Consider the following 18,686-nt stretch of genomic DNA (forward strand, 5'->3'; position numbering starts at 1 on the left):
TGCGCTCGATCAAGGAAATAGATTGGATTGGCTCAGTTCCGGCCTGATTGTCGGTCTCGTTGGAGCTGCGTTCATTCTGATTGCCGCTTTCATGGTGAACTCGATGCTGCAACCAAGTCCAATCGTTGGTCCCCAGCTTCTGGGGCATCACAATTTCGGGCTCGGGATCGTGGTGATGCTGCTGACACGTTTTGGCCTTATGTCAGCAAGCTTTGTCATTCCTCAATTTCTCATCCGCGTTCAGGGATATCGAGCGCTGGAAAGCGGCGTGTTGTTCATGGTCGCGGCGCTGCTTCAGATCTTATTGACGCCTGCCATCGCCTGGCTCAGCTACCGGGCAGATCCGCGTAACCTGCTTGGCTTTGGCGCCGTCGTCTTCGGCCTTGGATCGTTGCTATGTGTCAACGTTTCGAGTAGTTGGGCTGCGCAGGAGTTCCTCCTGCCTCTCGCGCTGCAGACCATCGGCAGTTCGTTCACTGCGGTGCCGGTTATGGTTATCCTCACGGAAGATATAGAGTTCGCCCAAATCCCATGGGCAGCTTCATGGGTCCATATAACGCGCACTGTCGGGACGGCCTTGGCCCTAGCTTTCATCGGATCGCTGGTTCGTATCCGCGAGCAAGTCCACTCGAATCTGATCGGCGCACATATTCAAAGCGGCGACGTAGTGTTGCAAACGCGGGTTGCTCAGCTTCAAAGCCTTATACAACCCCGCCTGACTGCCGACGACGGTGCAGCGGCAATCAACCTTGTTCTGGCACGAACCGTACAGCGGGAAGCTTACGTTATGGCCTTTGCGGACGCGTTTTCCGTCATTGGAACACTTATCCTGTCGGCCGCCATCGTGAGCATCTTCTTGCGAAAAACTCGCTTACCTGGCCGATTTCTCTAGCCATCGCCCGGGGGATAAGATCAAAGAGCCACCGCGCGCAGGCCGTCCCGCAACAAAGCCCCGCAAGGGCTAAGTTATCGACAGGCGAAAGCGCGGACGGTGAATGGGTCTCTCGGTCAGCCAAAGCATAGATGTCGATCGCGTTCTCCACTCCGTAACATCGAAAGAGCCGAGGCATTCCGGCTGGGTCGCTCCCCAAGCAGTTCCACGAAGTCCGGAGAAAGGCGACATGGCCTTCCGCGATTTGGTTACGGTATTCAAGGACCCGCCAGAACCACTTCCCTGGACGAAGCGCTCTGCGATGTTTAGAGAATTTCCGGCAGAAGCTGCCCACGCTTTGCTTGCCGCAACCGGCCCGGGACCATCGGCGCGTGCCGCACCCGTCGGGGCCGGTGGGTATGATCGAATTGCGGGCTCTCGGCGCAGACTTGCGGGAAAACAGCTGGGGCGAATGCTGCCCCAGCAGCAGCGGCTTTACATCTTTATCCTGCCTTTACGGGCTGCTGTCGAACTGGACCTGCATCGACCGGTGAGAAAGGGACACCGGCCACAATTGCAGCGATTGCAATGGCGGGAAATCGATTTTTGAATACTTTGAGCATTGTGTTTTTCCTTGGCGAAGCAGTCGTGCAGCTTAGGATCGTCAGCTATCCCATTTCGAACCCATGATCATTTCTGCAAAATCGACGCGCTTATAGGTTGGATCCATCCTGGAAAGAACGTCCGCCTTCACGTTGCCGAACGTCGTGTCTGGCTTTTTGATCGTCCCGTAGCAGAAGGCCGATAAGATACCATGTTTGAACTTCAGGCCCCGCGGATGGCAGTTGCAGATCTCGTGACGTTGCTGCTCGGTGAATTCGTCATACGCAATGCCGAGAACGTCCATCTCGACACCGGCCGTCACAAGAGCCACGGTGGGGCGCTTGTGCTGGGGAATGCCGGGCGTGGTATGCAACGCGATCGAATCCCAAACATCATCAACATCCCGCTCCGAGATATCGTAGGCCGCCAGGAAGTTTTTGGCGGCATTGGCGCCGTCCACTTCAAACCGCTCCGTCTCGCTGGCGTAGGAATCGATCAGCCCCATGTCGTGAAACATGGCACCGATGTAAAGAAGTTCCGGGTCATAGTTCAAACCCTTCCGTTCCCCAGCCAGCGCGCCAAAGAGAAACACGCGCCGTGAATGGTGATAAAGAAGATCAGTTTCGGTATCGCGCACCAACTCCGTCGCAGACCTTGCCATTTGGCTGTCCGGGATCCTGATTCCGGCGATGATTTCGCTATTTTTGGACATTGGATAAACCTTACTCAGCTGCTTGTTCGTAAGAAATTCCGAGCGCGCGTGCGATGCCCGCGCCGTAGGCTGGATCAGCCCTGAGGCAATTCGCTACGTGGCGCTGCTGAATATGAAGCGAGACGCCGCCCAAAGATCGCGCCGTATTATCGAAAAGCGTCTGCTGCTGATCAGCCGTCATCATACGGAAGAGGTTGCCGGGCTGTTCAAAATGATCTTCATCAATACGATGATCCCAATGATCCGCTGCACCTTCAATAGCCAGCGGAGGCTCCCGAAAATCAGGCTGCTCATCCCACTCGCCGCGAGAGTTGGGAACTAGGTCGTCGTTGCACCATGATTGCCGTCCACCCGCATTGCGCCATCGCGGTGATAGGAATGGTAGGGGCAACGCGGTGCATTCACCGGGATCTGATGGTGATTGACGCCAAGTCGATAGCGTGCTGCATCGCCGTATGAAAACAATCTCGCCTGGAGCATCTTGTCGGGCGAGAAGCTAATCCCGGGCACGACATTTGCCGGAGTAAAGGACGCCTGTTCAACCTCCGCAAACACATTCTCGGGGTTACGGTTCAGCTCCATCACGCCCACCTCGATCAGCGGATAGTCCTTGTGAGGCCAAACCTTCGTAAGATCGAAGGGATTAACCGGGTGCGTTGCCGCTGCCTTCTCCGGCATGATCTGCACGTAAAGCTTCCAGCTTGGATAGTCGCCCCGCTCAATGCTTTCAAAGAAGTCCCGCTGGTGGCTTTCTCGGTCCTCTCCGATGACCGCCTTCGCTTCACCATCTGTCAGGTTCTCGATTCCCTGCTGAGTTTTGAAGGTGAATTTCACCCAGTAGCGTTCGTTGCCGGCATTGATGAAACTGTAGGTATGACTACCGAAACCATGCATGTGGCGGAAGCTCTTTGGAATGCCCCGCTCACTCATGACAATTGTTACCTGGTGAAGCGCTTCGGGAAGCAACGTCCAGAAGTCCCAGTTGCTTTCTGCACTTCTCATTCCAGTTCTCGGATCACGCTTGATGGCGTGATTCAGGTCTGGAAAACGCAGCGGATCACGAAAGAAAAATACCGGGGTATTATTCCCGACGAGGTCCCAGTTACCCTGTTCAGTGTAGAACTTTAGCGCAAAACCTCGTATGTCTCGTTCAGCATCAGCTGCACCGCGCTCTCCGGCCACTGTCGAGAAGCGTGCGAACATCTCAGTCTTCTTTCCGACCTTCGAAAAGATTGCCGCCTTGGTGTATCGGCTGATGTCATTCGTCACCGTGAAGGTGCCGTAAGCGCCTGAGCCCTTAGCATGCATCCGCCGCTCCGGAATTACTTCGCGGTCAAAGTGTGCGAGCTTTTCGATCAGCCACACATCCTGGAGAAGGGCAGGGCCCCTCGGACCCGCAGTCTCGATATTGAAATTATTAGCGACCGGTGCCCCGGCAACGGTGGTTAGCTTATGGTCCATTATTCCCATCCTTACTTGCGTTTTCGTTGGGTTCTAGCCAAGACGGCCAGGACTATCCTCCAGGCTCGTGGTTGCTTGGAATTTCTGTGTCATGGTTCCGACAATCGACTGCATCGCAAATGCGGCGCCTGGAACGAGCGCGTTCATGCAAAAGAACTCATGCCCGAGGCCTTCAATGTTCAAGGCGGTCACAGAGACGCCAGCACTCCGCAGGCGCTCGGCATAGACTTGCCCATCGCTTCGTAGCGGGTCGAGATCTGCAGTAATGACAAGCGCTGGAGCGAGATCTGTGAGAGCCCGTTTCGGGTATGTAACCAGGTTGATGCGTGGATCGCCGAGTATTGAGCGATCGGCGAAAGCGTTCTGGAAGAACCACAACATCCCGGCCCTTCCTAATGGCTCACTCTCCGCGTTCTCATGGTACGAAGGGGTGTCGACGTTGCTCCCGGCGAGCGGATAGAGCAGTATTTGGCAGGCTGGTGCTAATACCTTTTCGGCTGCAGCGCGGATTGCGACGTTTGCGGCGAGATTTCCTCCGGCGCTTTCGCCTACCAACGCAATTCTGGTTGGATCTGCGCCGAATCCCGCGGCTCGTTCGAGGATCCAAAGATACGCAGACCAAGCATCCTCATGAGCGGCCGGGAACGGGTACTCCGGAGCTTTGCGGTAGTCCACTGACACGACGAGCGCTTTCCCGCGAAGGGCCAATCGACGAGCAGTCATGTCGTAAGTATCGACGTTGCCGATCACAAAACCACCGCTATGGAAATAAAGCACGACAGGGTAGGGCGCTTCGGCCGTGCTCGGGCTGTAAATCCGAACAGACGTTGGGCCGGCCGGCGATAGGTAGAAAAGATCATGGCTGCGGATCGAATACTCAGGCGATCGATCTATGTGACGACTGATCTCAAGCGAATTTACAGCGTCAGCGGGCCCAGGTTGTGCGCGCGCGCGCTCGACGGTCAACTGCGCTAGCGGCAGTGCACCAAGTCGCTCGAGCTCGCCAAGCACCTCTCTCATCTCAGGAGCTAGTATCTTTTTCGTAGACGCCTCCAGGTCAGCCATCGCCGCTCTCGCTCTCGCGCCTCACATTATCAAGAAGTGCCGAGGGTTGAGCCTTTAGGCAAGAAACTGTCGGCCTCGAGCGAAACGGGAATCAAAGGCTGCGTAACGGCGATGCCTCCTATCCGTCTCCGCGATCCGCATGATTCAACGGCGATCTCAACAATTCCACAGGTTGGAAATGCAAGCGCCAAAACCCCCTCGGTATGCAAAAATCGTCCAAGCAAAAAACGCACTCGCGCTGGACAATTTCAAACAGCATTTTTGCCCAAATTGTTGAGCAAAAGTGCCGGTGGAGGATTGATCTCCATCCGCGTATCTATCCGATGTTTATTTGATTACAGTATTTTCACAGTTGATGCAGCTGCTGAGGGCGCCCTTTGGGTTTTAATCTTGGTTGGACAGGTGCGGTCACAAATATCAAACATGCGCCGAGGTTGCATATGAAACCCGGTTCTTCGTCGCGCCCGTGCGGTGGCGTATAGGTTTTGCCATTGGACCAGAAAACGTGACGACAGAGGTGAGAGGTAATGTCCCTTCCTGGCGGCTGGATTGCGGACAAGACGCTCGCCGCATTGGCAAGCCGCCCAAGGGTGAAATCGAAGCTAATGTTCAGCCTATGAAAGAAATGCTCGAACACGGAAGGATCACAACGACGAAATATCTTGTTCCACGGGATCAGCGATAGAACTGATTTGGCAACTCCATCATTTACAGTCCTGCGCAGCAGCATATCCGCCCACAAACTTCGTCCGATAAGGAAAAGCATGAAAGCACATGGCACAGCGCGGATCGGGATTGATCATTATCTAACGAAGATCGACATAAGCGGGCACACCTTCAATTCTGATGAGCCAATACAAAACGGCGGAGAGAATATCGGACCCGCACCGTACGATTTGCTGCTATCCAGTCTCGCCGCGTGTACCGCTATCACATTACGCATGTATGCAGACCGCAAACAATGGCCACTTGAACACCTGGAGGTCGGTGTAGACTTGCTTCGCACGTTAGAGGGTGCGCTCGCCGTTAGGCGAACCCTAAAAGGCATTGGACTGGACGACAAGCAAATGCTGCGATTGGCAGAAATAGCCGAGAAAACGCCGGTGACTTTGATCCTCAAGGCCGGCCTGACAATTCACACCGCAATTGCACCGTAAATCTGTCGATCTTGTCTTGGCGGTTGTTTTTAGGGTGTTTTGACATCCCTTTAAAAGAAGCCACACGAGAGCCGCTCTGCATCTATCATGCGGTTGTCCGTGAACACACCAATCGGTGGCCATGAGCAAGAATCCGAAAATTGCAATTTTGCTTCTCCCTTAAAGCAAAAGTGCTGGTGGAGGTTGGGCTTCGGTTGGCGTAATCCTTCGTTGTTTGACCGAACGAGAAAGCCGGTCGCCCAATCCGGCGGTCATGCTTTCTTGCCAAGATACGGATATTCGAATTATGCACCAAGGCCAGGCCGCTCAAAGGGACAAGCTCGAAGTAGAGCAGGACGACTATCTCGAAGAGGCGCTGGAGGAAACCTTCCCAGCCAGTGACGCAATATCTCCTGGTCGAGCCCGAACCGAGGCCTCACGCGACAACGCCGAGAAACGGAAAGATAGTGGTGAGGCTGAGTAGCTCGGCCTGCCGCGGTTTCGAAACACATATCATCTGAGGTTGTCTATGGATCGCGAACGCGCAAAAGAAATACGTCGTGCCTCTCTATCCACGCCGAGTGGGCTGTCTGATGAAGCGATAACGGAAATTGCTGGAGCGCTGACATTGCTGCTAGCCGATATCTTCGGGCTTTACGTCAAGACAAAGAACTTTCACTGGCATATGTCGGGCTCCCACTTCCGTGACTACCATCTCCTTCTCGATGAGCAGGCGGATGAGTTGTTCGCGATGACTGATGCCGTTGCCGAACGTGCTCGCAAGGTTGGTGGCACCACGCTGCGCTCAATTGGCCACATCGCACGGCTAAAACGTCTTTCCGATAATGACGCTGAGTACGTTACTCCGGGTGATATGCTGTCGGAGCTTCGGGAGGACAACGCGCAATTGGTCGGATATTTACGGCAGTTGCACGAGCTGACGTCCGAACGCAACGACTTCGCAAGTACGAGCTTGATTGAGAATTGGCTCGACGAAGCTGAGCGTCGGCTTTGGTTCCTTTTTGAAGCAACACGCGCACGTTAGGCGACGGCTGCTAAGACCCGTTGGTAAGGGAAAGCAATGAGCAACATGTTCGTCAACGATAATGAGATCCTATCCGCCAGTCCCGGAATGTTGGCTGACATTGTTGCACAGGGTTCTATCGCACTGCATTGGTACGATCTGACCTGCCCATTCTGCTACCTGGGTCAAGCACGAACCCGATTCTTGATGGATCACGGCGTCGTCGTCGTAGAACTTCCGTTTCAGGCACATCCCGATATTCCCAAAGAAGGTGTGCATATTGGTGAGCGCATAGGCGTCATGTACGAGAGAATCGAAAGTGATGCTGCAATTCTTCACCTACAACTTCATTGGCCACCACGCCTGCCGAACTCTCGCCTTGCACTTTCTGCTGCGGAGTGGGTGCGCCGGAATGAAACCTCGTCATTTGCGCCCGTTCAGAGTCGACTGTTTCGCGCTCATTTTGCGGAGGACCTTGATATCGGAGACCTGGATGTCGTGGTACGATGTGTCGGGGAGGTAATTGTCGATACGAATAGCCTGCGCAATAGCCTCGTTAGTGGCGAAGCGGCCGTTTGGCTCAGTGAAAGCGAGCATTTGGGGCATCAAATTGGCGTCACGGCGACGCCCACGTGGCTGATGGGTGGGCGAGCAATAAGAGGCTTTGTGTCTGAGGACATGTTCGAACCCTTCGTTCACTTAGCCAAGCACGGGAATCAAGGCGGTCAATATTCGCAGCGAGACCGCAGCAATGCTTGAAGAGATGGCAGCGCAAATGGCTGGCAAGCCGGGCTCCGTTGCAGCGCTTGACCAGAGCGGTGGGTCCACACCGGAAGCGTTGCGCTTGTATGGAATTCCGGACAGTGCATATAGCAGTGAAGCGCAAATGTTTAAGCTCATCCACGAAATGAGGATGAGGATTGTGACGGCACCATCCTTTTCAGGTGACAAAGTCATCGCCGCGATATTGTTTGAACAAACGATGGACAGCGATATCGAAGGCAAGCCCATTCCATCTTATCTATGGCAGGATCGGCATATCGTACCTTTGCTTAAGGTCGACAGCGGTCGTGAACCGGAGCTTGACGGTGTGCAGCTGATGAGACCAATGCCGAAGCTCGACAGCCTGCTGGAACGCGCGGTTAGGAAGGGCATCTTCGGAACAAAAATGCGATCGGTGGTTAGACTTCCATCCGCTAAGGGGATTGCTGCCATTGTGGAACAACAGTTCCAGGTCGCCAAGCATATCAGTAGTTATGGACTGACGCCCATCATCGAGCCCGAAGTGTTGATTAGCAGCCCGGACAAGGCTGGCGCCGAAACAATTCTCCGCGATGAAATTGGCACGAGGCTCGCCACCCTCCCTGACGGTATGAACGTTATTCTTAAGCTCACAATTCCGACGGTTCCTGACCTGTATAGGCCGCTTGTTGAATCACGGAATGTCATGCGCGTCCTAGCGCTGTCCGGTGGCTACAGTCGCGCCGATGCTTGCGAAAAGCTCCGGCACAACAGAGGGGTTATCGCGAGTTTTTCGCGTGCGCTTGCCGAAGATCTTCGGTACCCAATGACGGACATCGCGATCGATAACGCTCTCTCTAACAGCATCAATGAAATTTACCAGGCGAGCATTAAGAAAGACTAACGGGAAGACAGCCGAATCCAGCATCGCGGCATGGGCGGTTCCCCAAAATTTAGTCGCTTTGAGCGCTCGGATGGGGGTCGGCAGGATCGGGCAGAGGAGCCGTAGACGAAGCCGCCATAGCCTTTGTTGCTGAGGAGGCATCTCTCACCGGCAAGACGGCAAGGCCTCCCAAGGTCGCCATAACGGCCGTCATAGGAAAGCTCATCGTGCTGGCAAACGCATTACTGCCTAAGAAACCGAAAACGGAAGCTAGAACATCCTTTATCAAAACGGATACGCTAGCTTACCGCGCTTAAGAGAGCCGGTATTGATCGGCAAGGTGCGCACGCGTTTGCCCGTCGCCGCAAAGATGGCGTTGGTAACCGCTGGTGCCACGGCAGCTGTAGGCGCTTCGCCGAGGCCACCCGGTGCTTCGCTACTTTCAACAATATGCGTCTCCACGACTGGGACTTCGTCGATGCGCATCGGAAGATAGGTGTCAAAATTTGACTGCTCGACCCGTCCACCGGCGAAGGTAATCGCTCCGTGCAGGGCTGCAGTGAGGCCGAAAAGCGTACCACCTTCAACCTGAGCTTCAATCGTGTCGGGATTGACCGCAATGCCGCAATCGACAGCGCAAACAATTCGCAAAACCTTGACTGTTCCGCTGTCCGAAACATCAACCTCGGCCACTTGCGACAGATAACTACCGAACGCCGACTGGAGCGAAATCCCTCGTCCCTGTCCCTTCGGCAAAGGTGTGCCCCATCCCGCACGCGACGCGGCTAGCTTGAGGACAGCCAAGGCCCGCGGGTTGTGCGCCAAAAGCATCTCGCGGTAGGCGAGTGGATCCTTGTTTGCTGCCAGTGCAAGTTCGTCGATAAAGCTTTCGACAACGAAAACATTGTGAACCGGCCCGACGCCACGCCAGAAACCCGTCAACACACCTTGAGGTTCGACGCGTACATAGTCGACGTGGATATTGGGAAGTGCGTATGGCGGCATTGCTGCCCCTTCGACGGCGTCGAAGTCCAGACCGTCCTTGAACAAAGGGGGCAGGAACCTTGCCACAACAGAGGATCCCGCAATTCTATGGGTCCAGGCTTTGGGCTGTCCACTTCCGTCCAGTCCGGCAGAGATCCTATCGTAGTAATAGGGGCGGTAAAGGTCATGCTGGATATCCTCCTCGCGACTCCAGATGACCTTGACTGGACCATCGACCTTCATTGCAATGCGGGCGGCCAGAACGCTTCCGTCGACGTCGAGCCTGCGACCGAACCCACCGCCGATTAGATGGTTGCGAACACGTACTTTTTCGGGCGCGAGACCCATGACCTCCGCGACAGCACGTTGTGTCTCGGTTGGTGCCTGCGTGCCAACCCAAATATCGCAACCGTCGCCTCGAGCGTGAACTGTACAATTCATCGGCTCCATGGCGGCATGCGCGAGGAAGGGCAACTGATAGACCGCGTCGATCCGCTTTTCGGCAGCTGTCATTGCACCTTTCCAATCCCCATCATCACGAGCAACCGCGCCAGCCTGCCTGGACTCTTCCTCGAGCTGCTTAATGAAGTCGGCGCTCCCGACATGTCCATTGGCGCCGTCATTCCACGTAATTGAAGCGGCCTCTAGTCCCTTGCGGGCCGCCGCCGTGTGGTCGGCAACGATAGCGACGACGTCACCGAGATCGACAACCTGCCTGACGCCCTTGACGGAAAGCGCTGCAGCCTGATTGACCGCCTGGACCTTCCCACCTCGTACCGGCGTGATCGCGATTGCCGCAAACTTCAGGCGCGGCAGGAGAACATCGATGCCGAATTGCGCCTTGCCGTTGACTTTGTCGGGTGTATCCATCCGCCGGGCACGTGTGCCGATCAATTTTGCGTTCGAAATATCCTTGAGCGTGACGCTGCCCGCATCCGGGATGGGCAGTTGCGATGCAATGTCGACGAGCCTCTCGTAGGCGATCTGCCGCCGGCCATCTGTGACTGAGCCATTCCGCGCCCGAAGATTTGCGGGATCAACGCCCCAGCTTTTCGCAGCAGCCGATATGAGCAGCGTTCTCGCGACAGCTCCTGCCTGCCGTAGTGGCAGCCAGAATGCGCGCATGGACGTCGACAAACCCGTCGTCTGCACATGTAGGATCGGATTGGCGTATTTGGCGTCGTCGGGCGGAGACTGCTCAAGCCGGACCCTGTCCAAACCGACTTCCAGCTCTTCGGCGAGCAACATCGCATGTGCGGTATGAACGCCCTGTCCCATCTCCGCCATCGGCATGGTGAAAGTGATCATGCCCGTTGCGTCGATACGGATGAAGACATTTGGCACGTATGACGCGGCGCCGTAAGCTTGCAAGGGCACGATGGCAATCGGTACGACAAGTGCGGCGGTCGCGGTGCCTACGGCTTTCAGAAATTGCCGGCGATCGAGCTCGACATTGGTCATTTGCGGGATCTCCGTCACGCTGCCGCACGATGAATGGCTGCACGAATACGTTGATAAGTGCCGCAACGGCAGACGTTGCCCGACATTGCGGCATCGATGTCTTCATCCGTCGGTTTCGGCGTTTGCGCCAACAAAGCGGCCGCGGACATGATCTGCCCTGACTGACAGTAACCGCATTGAACGACCTCCAGGTCGAGCCACGCCTTCTGAACCGCTGCACCCGTGGGAGTGAGTCCGATCGCTTCGATGGTGATGATTTTGCTGTCGCCGAGACTGTCGATCGTCGTAATGCAGGACCGTGTAGGGACCCCGTCAACGTGGACGGTGCACGCGCCGCACAACGCCATGCCGCAACCGAACTTGGTGCCGGTCATGCCAAGTACATCTCTCAGGACCCATAGCAAGGGAGTATCGTCGTCGACGTCGACGTCGTGAATATTTCCGTTGACGGAAATTGTAAACGGCATAGGAGCCTCGCGCGTGCCTGACAGATTTGCCGGACCATGCAGGCCAATTCGCGCCGAATTCAAACTGAATTTTTGCCGCCGTTGTTGCGCAAATTTGCAGCTGGTCGAGGATGGCTGTCGCGCCTAGGATTAGGGAGACAATGCTCTCCTCGCCGCAAAGCACCGCCGCTGATTGATCTTGGCGGAATAGTCTTGCTTATCTTCCACGAGAATTAGCTCGTCTCTATTCGGCGCGGTTGCGCCTGCGCTTTTTTGCGAATTCCTTGCACGTCCTGCTGGGTGCCACTACCAAGGCCGAACGCCATGAATGATGGCTACGCTGAAACTTTCACATCCGGACCCTCGGCCTCGCAAGTTCCATAAATCAACGATATGCCACACGAGGGAAATCGCCTGGTCGATGGTTCGACCCCTTCAAGAGCGTCATCCAGTATCCGTCAGATGAAAGCTCAAAACTTGTATTTTGGTAAATAGTGACTTTGGAAACGAGCAAGCATGGCCGCTGAGCAAAGCTTCAATCTTCGGACGTGCTTTGGGGAGAGGGGGGCCTGTGCTTTGGCTTCTTTCTGGTTTCGTAATCGGCACATTACCAGGACAGCACTGCAGTTGATGATGGCGCCCCAACGCGATCACCAACATCGGGCTAGTGCGTTTCGCGATCGGCGGCGCCGAGGACATCAGACATATGAGATCCCGATCAGTCCACCGGTCTCGACCGCATGAGAAACGACGTTGCCGCAAGAATCATGCCGGCGTCCACCGGACGAGGCCTAGTCGACAACGCGATCTGCCACGGCTTTCCGCGATGTTTCGTCCACTGATGCGCGACAGCGTACATTAGGAATGACGTTGGTCCGAATAGGCAAAGCGTAGCAACGGCGGCATCGGCTGCACAATCGGCCTCCCAGCCGATCAAGGTTGCGATCAGCGAGCCTGGTCCAGTGGCATCCGGGAAATTGTCTAAGTGTCAATGAAGTCCCGCGCGCTCAGCCAAGGATGTAGATCAACGGCCTGCGTTGGATTTCGGAGATTGCACTTTGACCGCCGCCGATGGTTATGACCGACAGCGGCAGAAACACGGCCATCCGAGCTATGCTGGGATCTACCCGCAACCTGTTTGATCTTGTCTCCCCGTATGCCCACAGGAAACCCGTGCCGCCGACCGCGAGCACTGTGCAAAACAATGGAAGCTGAAACGTTGCGATCGCAAGAAACGTGATTGCCAGCAAGATGAGCGATGTGAATCGGCGCGGCCGGCTCCACCCTGCGGCATGAAGGCCCATGGACAGCGATATTCCGACCGCGGCGGCCCCTGCACCGACAAGAAGAGGCTCGGTAAGCCAGAAAGCTACAAAATCGTTCCACTCTCAGCTTTGCGAAAGCAAAGCCGACAGTGCCGATAATTTTGGAAGTTCTTCCAGACCGGCCACTAGATCGCAGATGCGCGCGATTCTTTGCTCCGGTAGAAGCGTTTGCGCGAGCCTCGTGAACTTTGATTTGATTTGGTCGTGTGACAAAGGATGCTCGGCGCTACCGCTGCGTTGTTCCACATGGACTTCGAGGCGCTGTCCGTCGAGCAAGTCTGCCATGACGTTGACGGCGTGCCGCTTTTCAGCGCCGCCCGCGTCAAGCGCCTGATCGTGGAAGATTTTCATTTTCCGGACAAGGGCCAGTATCCTTGGATCTGCGAGCCGCTCTTGCCGATATTGATCGACGAAGGCTGCGCCGTCTAGTAGCTTCACCGCTGCCGTATAATAACCGTTCATCTGCGCCGATACGACTTCTCCTGGCTTATAATCCCAACCGACGTTCAACGCTCCCTTCCGGCTCATCCCGATATCGAGCGACTTGAGGTTGTCAGCGGCCAATCCCTTCGTCATCAGCGCATCAAGCGCATCGACGATGGTGTGCGCGCTCGCGCATGCGGCATAGATTTTGAATCCTACCCGGCGGGTTTCCCAGCGAGTGCCGAGGTCGTCCGTAATCCTGCTAGCCGGCCCTTGGCCGTTCAGGGTGCTCAGGAATCCCCCGACAGGGGCCTCGATGGCGATTTCGCTGCCTGTAAAGCCTCGCCGTGCAAGATAAGCTGCGATGACGCCGCTCTGCGACGCACGCCCAGCGTGAAACCGCTTTGCCATGGCACCTAATCTTGCCGAATAGAGCCCCGCCGCCTGGGTTGCGCCGATGCCGATCGCGTGCGTCGTCCTGTCCCCATCAAGCGCAAGAGCCCGCGCCGCGGCGACCGCGCCTCCCACCGCACCAACCGTGCCCGTGACATGGTAGCCGCTAGTGGAATGCTTCGTTCCCGCCGCGATGCCCAGCCGGATGCCAGCCTCGTAGCCGGCGGCGAGAGCCGTGATGGCTTCCTTCCCGGATATCTGCTGCTCGTCTCCGACGGCAAAGACCGCCGGGATCGTCACGCTCGCGGGATGGTAGGAGGATGCGACGTGAACATCATCGATCTCGAAGCCGTGCAAGGCCGTGCCATTTATCAGGGCTGCGTCGGGCGGAGAGGCGTTACCCCGATGTCCGAAGAGGGCGGACCGGCCGTCGCCACTCCAGTCGGAAATGGTTTCGGCTACGATACGGCCCCAAGGCTGCCGCGATCCGAAGATAGCGCACCCCAGACCGTCCAGGAGGCAGGTTTTCAGATGCGCCACGACATCGCCAGGAATATCATCGAAATGCAGCGCGGCAGACCAATGACCAAGCAGGGACGTCGCCGGAACGTCGTTCTGTATCGGTGGCTTCTCCCCTGTTGCAATCATTGCAGCACGTCCTTGCGGAGGGCGCAGGCTTCCAGCGCCTTCTCATCGACAGCTATGCCGAGACCCGGCCCTGATGGAGGTGTGACGTGGCCGTCCCTGATGGTGAAATCAGTTTCGGGCACGAGAGGATCCGGGTCCAAAATGCCCAACCCGAAGATGAACTCGGCAGCCGGCATGACCTGCTTTGCCGCCCGGCTTGCGTAGAAGTGCGCGCCGGCGGCGGCCTCCAGTTGCGACTGGACTGCGAGGCCGCCACAGTTGATCTTGATGTTTGCAGCTTCGGCGATCGCGGCAATCTTGCGTGCCGGCGTGATGCCTCCGTGCTTGTAGAGCTTGATGCAAAGAACGTCAGCAGCCCTTGCCTCCACGATGCGCCGTGCGTCCTGGATGGAACTCAAGGCCTCGTCGGCCATGATCGGCACACCTTTTGCCGCGCGACGAATTTCCGCCATGCCTTCGAGGTCATTCCTGTCGATCGGCTGTTCGAGATATCCGACGCGATAGGATTCCATGCCCTCCAGCGCCTGGATGGTCTCGGCGACGCTCCATCCCGTGTTCGGGTCGAGACCGACAACGATGTCGTCGCCTACAGCCTTGCGGATGGCGGCCAGATGCTCGCGATCCTTTCTCCAACCCTGTGGATGGCCGGCCTTGATGCACAGGACCTTGATGCCGAATTCGTCGATGGCTCTCTGTGCGTCGGCGACCATCTTTTTGACATCGGCTGCCATGCTTATCGACCATTCCAGCGGTAGGCGCTCCTGGCACAGCCCGCCGATGAGATTGTAGACCGGCTGGCCGACCGCCTTGCCGCAGGCATCATGGAGGGCGTGATCGATGATCGCGCGCGCATTGAAATTGAAAGGCCCGGCCAGATCGAACTCAGAAGTGATCTTTTCGATGTCGAACACGCGTTGCCCGAGCAGTTTCGGGCCATAGACTTCGGTGATGGCGGTGATGATGCTCCCATAGGTCTCCGACATGGAGTGATGAGGGGCGAGGGGGCGGATCTGTCCATAGCCGACGATGCCCTCTGCAAAGAGCTTCAGTAGCACAGGCTTGCCCAATAATTGTCCCATTGCGCCGGTGTCATACCCGCCGGTCGATCGCATCCGCTGCAAACGCATCGTCAGGTCGGTTACATAGACTTCAAGCCGCTCGACGCGCGGACCGTCTCGAAATCCCGTTGATGTTGCAGAAATCACGAGCAAACCTCCCTTTGGTGATGACCCCTACCGTCCGGATTACCGGATCCGCATCTGAGACAGTGCAGGCCAAATCAATATTTCATATCATGGAACGAGATTTCATAATAATTAGATCTCGTTTCCCCAGTCAAGCAGCATCCGCGCTCCGCGTCACGCGATACTCACGGCCAATTTTATTCGACCTTGATTGACTCGGCTGCTTCGTCATCGTACAGTTTTGATGAAATTGTGTTCCATATTGTGAAATATGTGAGGACGTATATGCCCGGGAGGAATGAACCGAATGAATGTGGTTGCGAAGACCGATGACCATGTGATCGAAGCTATCGCGCTCAGCCATGCCTACGAGACGGCGACCGGCTGGAGTAAGGCGCTCGACAAATTCGAGCTGCAGGTACGCAAAAACGAGTTCCTGTGCGTGTTGGGGCCGAGTGGCTGCGGCAAAAGCAGTTTCCTGCGCATGCTCGCCGGCCTGATGGTGCCGCTGAAAGGGGAATTGCTGGTCAATGGAAAAGCAATCGACGGGCCTGGCCTTGATCGGGCAATTGTCTTTCAGGAAGCTGCGCTCTTTCCCTGGCTGACCGTCATGAGAAACGTCACATTCGGTCTTGAAATGGCTGGCTGGGACAAGCAGAGGTCGAGGGAGAGGGCCGAGGAAGTCCTAAAGATCGTTGGTCTCTCGGACGCGATCGACAAGTATCCGTACCAATTATCCGGTGGCATGAAGCATCGTGTTGCGGTCGCTCGCGCATGGAGCCTTCAGGCTGCATCGGTTCTCCTGATGGACGAGCCGTTTTCGGCAATCGACGCGATCAACCGCATGAGCCTGCAGGATTATCTCGTACAGGCCTGGCTCGCGGAACCACGCACCGTGGTCTACGTGACGCATGACGTGGAGGAGGCCGTGGCGCTCGCAAGCCGGGTCATAATCCTGGCGCCCTCTCCGGGCCGCATCGTCGCCGATATCTCAATCGGGGAGCCCTGGCCAAGAAATCGCGACAGCAACGAATTCAATCAGCTGAAAGCCGACCTGACCGAACGGATGCGTGAGACAAGCGGACATTGATCGAACAGGATCGGCGCGAGGGGCGCCGCTCAACACCAATTCAAAGGGAGGATATTACAATGAAAATGACCCGCCGGCAGTTCGGCATCAGCACCCTTGCAAGCGCTGCGATTATTTCGACCGGTGGACTATCCGCCAAGGCGCAAAGCAAAGGCGTGATCAAGCTCGGTTATCTGTATCCCAATCTGACGACCTTGGCCTATGGCGTTGCCGACCACATCGGCGCCTACAAGAATGCCGGGTTCGAAGTCCAGGCGCAACGCTTCACCTCCGGTCAGACCGTCGACGGTATCCAGTCGCTCTTCAACGGCGACCTCGACATATACTATGGCGGTGGTCCTGAGTCCGTTCGACTGAATGCCCGAATGGTGGATGCAGGCAGCGCGCCTAGTCTCTCGGTGATTTCAGGCTCCAATCCGGGACACACAAACCTCGTCCTCAGCACCAAGCTGCAGCCGAAGAATTTCGATGAACTCGTCGGAAAGGACATTCGTATCGGTGTCTCGTCACCATCCTCGGACCACCTCGCATTGATGCGCGGCTGGCTGGCGACGGAGAAGAAGATGACGACCAAGGAACTCGGATGGCAGTTCCTAACGGTCGAAGGCGGCAATATGCCGACCGCACTTCTGACCGATCAGATCGATGGCTTTCTTCATTCGGAACCGACGACGACGCTCGCAATCAAGAACAAAGGCGGACATCTCTTCATGTCGGCATCTCGTGGCGATTTCGGCGCCAACCCGCCGCCAATGACATTCATGGCTGCAAACCGAGAATTCCTGAAGAGCAAGGGGGATCTTGCGCGCGCCTTCATGAAGGCCACCCAGTCGGCGAACGACTTCTACAAGAAGTCATCGAAGGAAGAGATGATTCCGATCATTTCGCAATGGTCCGGGACGAAGAAAGAAATTCTGCAGGACGCCTATGAACGTATCAACCCGACGATCGGAATGTCGAAGGAGCAGGCCGAGAAGTGGTGGAACTTCGTCGGTACGCCAATGGTCGAGCGCGGCGAGCTGAGCAAGAAGCTCGACCCGTTCCGCGATGTCTTCGATTTGAGCTTCCAGGCGTGAAGCTCGACGCCACAGGAGAATGGGAGAGGTAATGTCAGATTTATCGGGTCAGATGGCCAGTTATTCGAAGTTCGATGATGTTTCGTTTGGATCGGAGCAGCTCGCCAACTATGGGAAAAAGCGCAGAGCGAGCGAGCTGCGCAGGCGAACCATTCGAGCAACTATCGGGATCATTGGGTTGCTGGTTTTCTGGCAGGCTGTCTCGAGCTTCTATGGCATAGAAGTTATTCTGCCCGGGCCTATTGCCGTCTTCAAGAACATCTTCCAGACATTGACACTGTCGAGGACGGATGAATGGCTTTACGGCCCGAACATCTACGTTCATCTGGTCATGAGTTTCATCAGGGCGATCATCGGCTTTTCCGTTGCGGCGGTGGTGGCCATTCCGGCCGGCATCATCATCGGCCGATACCGTACGGCGCGGGAATTTGTGGAGCCGGTCATCCGGCTTCTCTACCCCGTCCCGGGCATTGCCTGGATCCCCCTGGCGATTCTCTGGTTCGGCCTGACCGACAAGGCGGTGATCTTCGTCGTCTTCATGGCCGAATTTTTTGCAATGTTCTTCAATACCGAAGCGGGCGTGCGTAATATCAATCCGATCCTGATCGATGCCGGGCGTTGTTACGGGGCAAAGGGTTTCACGCTGTTGCGGCGGGTCATTTTGCCGGCAGCAACGCCATATATCATCACCGGCATGCGGATTGCGCTCGGCGGCGCGTGGCGCATGATCGTTGCGGCTGAAATGCTGTCGGCCAAAGCAGGTGTTGGGTTCGTCCTGACGGAAGCGCGCTTTCAGTTCAGGGCCGACGACCTGATGATGTCGATGATCCTCATCTCCGTCGTCGGCTTCACCACCGAGAAGCTTATCGTTCGCACGCTCGAGCGGAAGACGACGGAAAAATGGGAAGTGAAGCCGCTCTGACCAGAGCGGCCAGTTCGGAAACAACGATAAAGGCCCGGCCGAGTAATCAGCCGGGCCTTTGCATCATCATCTTGAGATGAGGTCCGCGGTTCGCAGGCAGGCATTGGGCCCGGCCCGAACCGCCTCACATATTGGGATAAACCGGCCCCTCGCCGCCCTGGGGCGGCACCCAGTTGATGTTCTGGTTGGGGTCCTTGATGTCGCAGGTCTTGCAGTGGACGCAGTTCTGGGCGTTGAT

17 protein-coding genes and 1 pseudogene are annotated in these 18,686 nt (G+C 56.4%); 9 read left to right on the plus strand and 9 right to left on the minus strand.

What is annotated here, in order from left to right; translation table 11 throughout:
• A partial coding sequence (locus ACPYOI_RS28475; RefSeq protein ID WP_481423665.1) for an efflux MFS transporter permease occupies positions 1-892 on the plus strand: 892 nt, incomplete at its 5' end.
• A 229-nt stretch (positions 893-1,121) separates the two neighbouring features.
• Positions 1,122-1,481 carry a hypothetical protein gene (locus tag ACPYOI_RS28480; RefSeq protein WP_481423666.1) on the plus strand — a complete coding sequence of 120 codons (360 nt, stop codon included), beginning with the start codon at positions 1,122-1,124 and terminating at the stop codon, positions 1,479-1,481.
• Between the two features lie 54 nt (positions 1,482-1,535).
• Here the strand turns inward: ACPYOI_RS28480 and ACPYOI_RS28485 are convergent, their stop codons facing one another.
• The 3 genes and pseudogenes from ACPYOI_RS28485 to ACPYOI_RS28495 all read right to left on the minus strand — a co-directional run bounded on the left by ACPYOI_RS28485 (position 1,536) and on the right by ACPYOI_RS28495 (position 4,712).
• A complete protein-coding gene (locus tag ACPYOI_RS28485) occupies positions 1,536-2,135 on the minus strand; it encodes an HD domain-containing protein (protein ID WP_481416316.1) in 600 nt (199 codons plus the stop codon).
• A gap of 61 nt (positions 2,136-2,196) precedes the next feature.
• A pseudogene (locus ACPYOI_RS28490) lies at positions 2,197-3,647 on the minus strand (catalase).
• A gap of 33 nt (positions 3,648-3,680) precedes the next feature.
• Positions 3,681-4,712, minus strand: a complete 1,032-nt coding sequence (locus tag ACPYOI_RS28495; RefSeq protein WP_481423667.1) for an alpha/beta hydrolase — start codon at positions 4,710-4,712, stop codon at positions 3,681-3,683.
• Positions 4,713-5,476: 764 nt separating this feature from the next.
• Between ACPYOI_RS28495 and ACPYOI_RS28500 the strand changes: the two genes are divergently transcribed.
• The 4 genes from ACPYOI_RS28500 to ACPYOI_RS28515 all read left to right on the plus strand — a co-directional run bounded on the left by ACPYOI_RS28500 (position 5,477) and on the right by ACPYOI_RS28515 (position 8,517).
• On the plus strand, positions 5,477-5,869 hold the full coding sequence (locus ACPYOI_RS28500) for an OsmC family protein (protein WP_481423668.1): 393 nt from the start codon (positions 5,477-5,479) through the stop codon (positions 5,867-5,869).
• Between the two features lie 508 nt (positions 5,870-6,377).
• Positions 6,378-6,893, plus strand: a complete 516-nt coding sequence (locus tag ACPYOI_RS28505) for a Dps family protein (RefSeq protein WP_481416320.1) — start codon at positions 6,378-6,380, stop codon at positions 6,891-6,893.
• A 36-nt stretch (positions 6,894-6,929) separates the two neighbouring features.
• The gene (locus tag ACPYOI_RS28510; protein ID WP_481423669.1) at positions 6,930-7,631 is read left to right on the plus strand and encodes a DsbA family oxidoreductase; all 702 of its coding nucleotides are present in this window, start codon (positions 6,930-6,932) and stop codon (positions 7,629-7,631) included.
• Positions 7,624-8,517 (plus strand): fructose bisphosphate aldolase, encoded by an 894-nt coding sequence (locus ACPYOI_RS28515; RefSeq protein WP_481423670.1) that lies wholly within the window; start codon positions 7,624-7,626, stop codon positions 8,515-8,517. Before ACPYOI_RS28510 ends, ACPYOI_RS28515 begins: the two co-directional genes overlap by 8 nt.
• Positions 8,518-8,781: 264 nt before the next feature.
• Here the strand turns inward: ACPYOI_RS28515 and ACPYOI_RS28520 are convergent, their stop codons facing one another.
• The 5 genes from ACPYOI_RS28520 to ACPYOI_RS28540 all read right to left on the minus strand — a co-directional run bounded on the left by ACPYOI_RS28520 (position 8,782) and on the right by ACPYOI_RS28540 (position 15,381).
• Positions 8,782-10,941, minus strand: coding sequence for a xanthine dehydrogenase family protein molybdopterin-binding subunit (locus ACPYOI_RS28520; protein ID WP_481423671.1), 2,160 nt, complete (start codon positions 10,939-10,941; stop codon positions 8,782-8,784).
• A gap of 14 nt (positions 10,942-10,955) precedes the next feature.
• Positions 10,956-11,408, minus strand: coding sequence for a (2Fe-2S)-binding protein (locus tag ACPYOI_RS28525; RefSeq protein ID WP_481423672.1), 453 nt, complete (start codon positions 11,406-11,408; stop codon positions 10,956-10,958).
• A gap of 697 nt (positions 11,409-12,105) precedes the next feature.
• Positions 12,106-12,336: a chromate transporter gene (locus ACPYOI_RS28530; RefSeq protein WP_481423676.1), complete on the minus strand. Its 231-nt coding sequence runs from the start codon at positions 12,334-12,336 to the stop codon at positions 12,106-12,108.
• Between the two features lie 439 nt (positions 12,337-12,775).
• Entirely contained in the window at positions 12,776-14,176 is a 1,401-nt protein-coding gene (locus ACPYOI_RS28535) for an MmgE/PrpD family protein (protein ID WP_481423673.1), read from the minus strand.
• The gene (locus ACPYOI_RS28540; protein WP_481423674.1) at positions 14,173-15,381 is read right to left on the minus strand and encodes a mandelate racemase/muconate lactonizing enzyme family protein; all 1,209 of its coding nucleotides are present in this window, start codon (positions 15,379-15,381) and stop codon (positions 14,173-14,175) included. Before ACPYOI_RS28540 ends, ACPYOI_RS28535 begins: the two co-directional genes overlap by 4 nt.
• Before the next feature lie 286 nt (positions 15,382-15,667).
• On the opposite strand from ACPYOI_RS28540, the gene ACPYOI_RS28545 reads away from it, so the two are divergent.
• Genes ACPYOI_RS28545 through ACPYOI_RS28555 form a run of 3 tightly spaced genes read left to right on the plus strand, consistent with a single transcriptional unit; the run spans position 15,668 to position 18,448 of the window.
• Complete coding sequence (locus tag ACPYOI_RS28545) at positions 15,668-16,450, plus strand: ABC transporter ATP-binding protein (RefSeq protein WP_481423675.1); 783 nt, start codon at positions 15,668-15,670, stop codon at positions 16,448-16,450.
• 59 nt (positions 16,451-16,509) lie between these two features.
• Positions 16,510-17,526: an ABC transporter substrate-binding protein gene (locus ACPYOI_RS28550; RefSeq protein ID WP_481416328.1), complete on the plus strand. Its 1,017-nt coding sequence runs from the start codon at positions 16,510-16,512 to the stop codon at positions 17,524-17,526.
• Between the two features lie 31 nt (positions 17,527-17,557).
• Positions 17,558-18,448 carry an ABC transporter permease gene (locus ACPYOI_RS28555; RefSeq protein WP_481416329.1) on the plus strand — a complete coding sequence of 297 codons (891 nt, stop codon included), beginning with the start codon at positions 17,558-17,560 and terminating at the stop codon, positions 18,446-18,448.
• A 124-nt stretch (positions 18,449-18,572) separates the two neighbouring features.
• Here ACPYOI_RS28555 and ACPYOI_RS28560 read toward each other — a convergent pair.
• Positions 18,573-18,686 (minus strand): 4Fe-4S dicluster domain-containing protein (locus ACPYOI_RS28560; protein WP_164820079.1); only part of this gene is annotated, 114 nt, incomplete at its 5' end.

It is taken from the genome of Rhizobium sp. SVR5-2C (assembly GCF_056755115.1).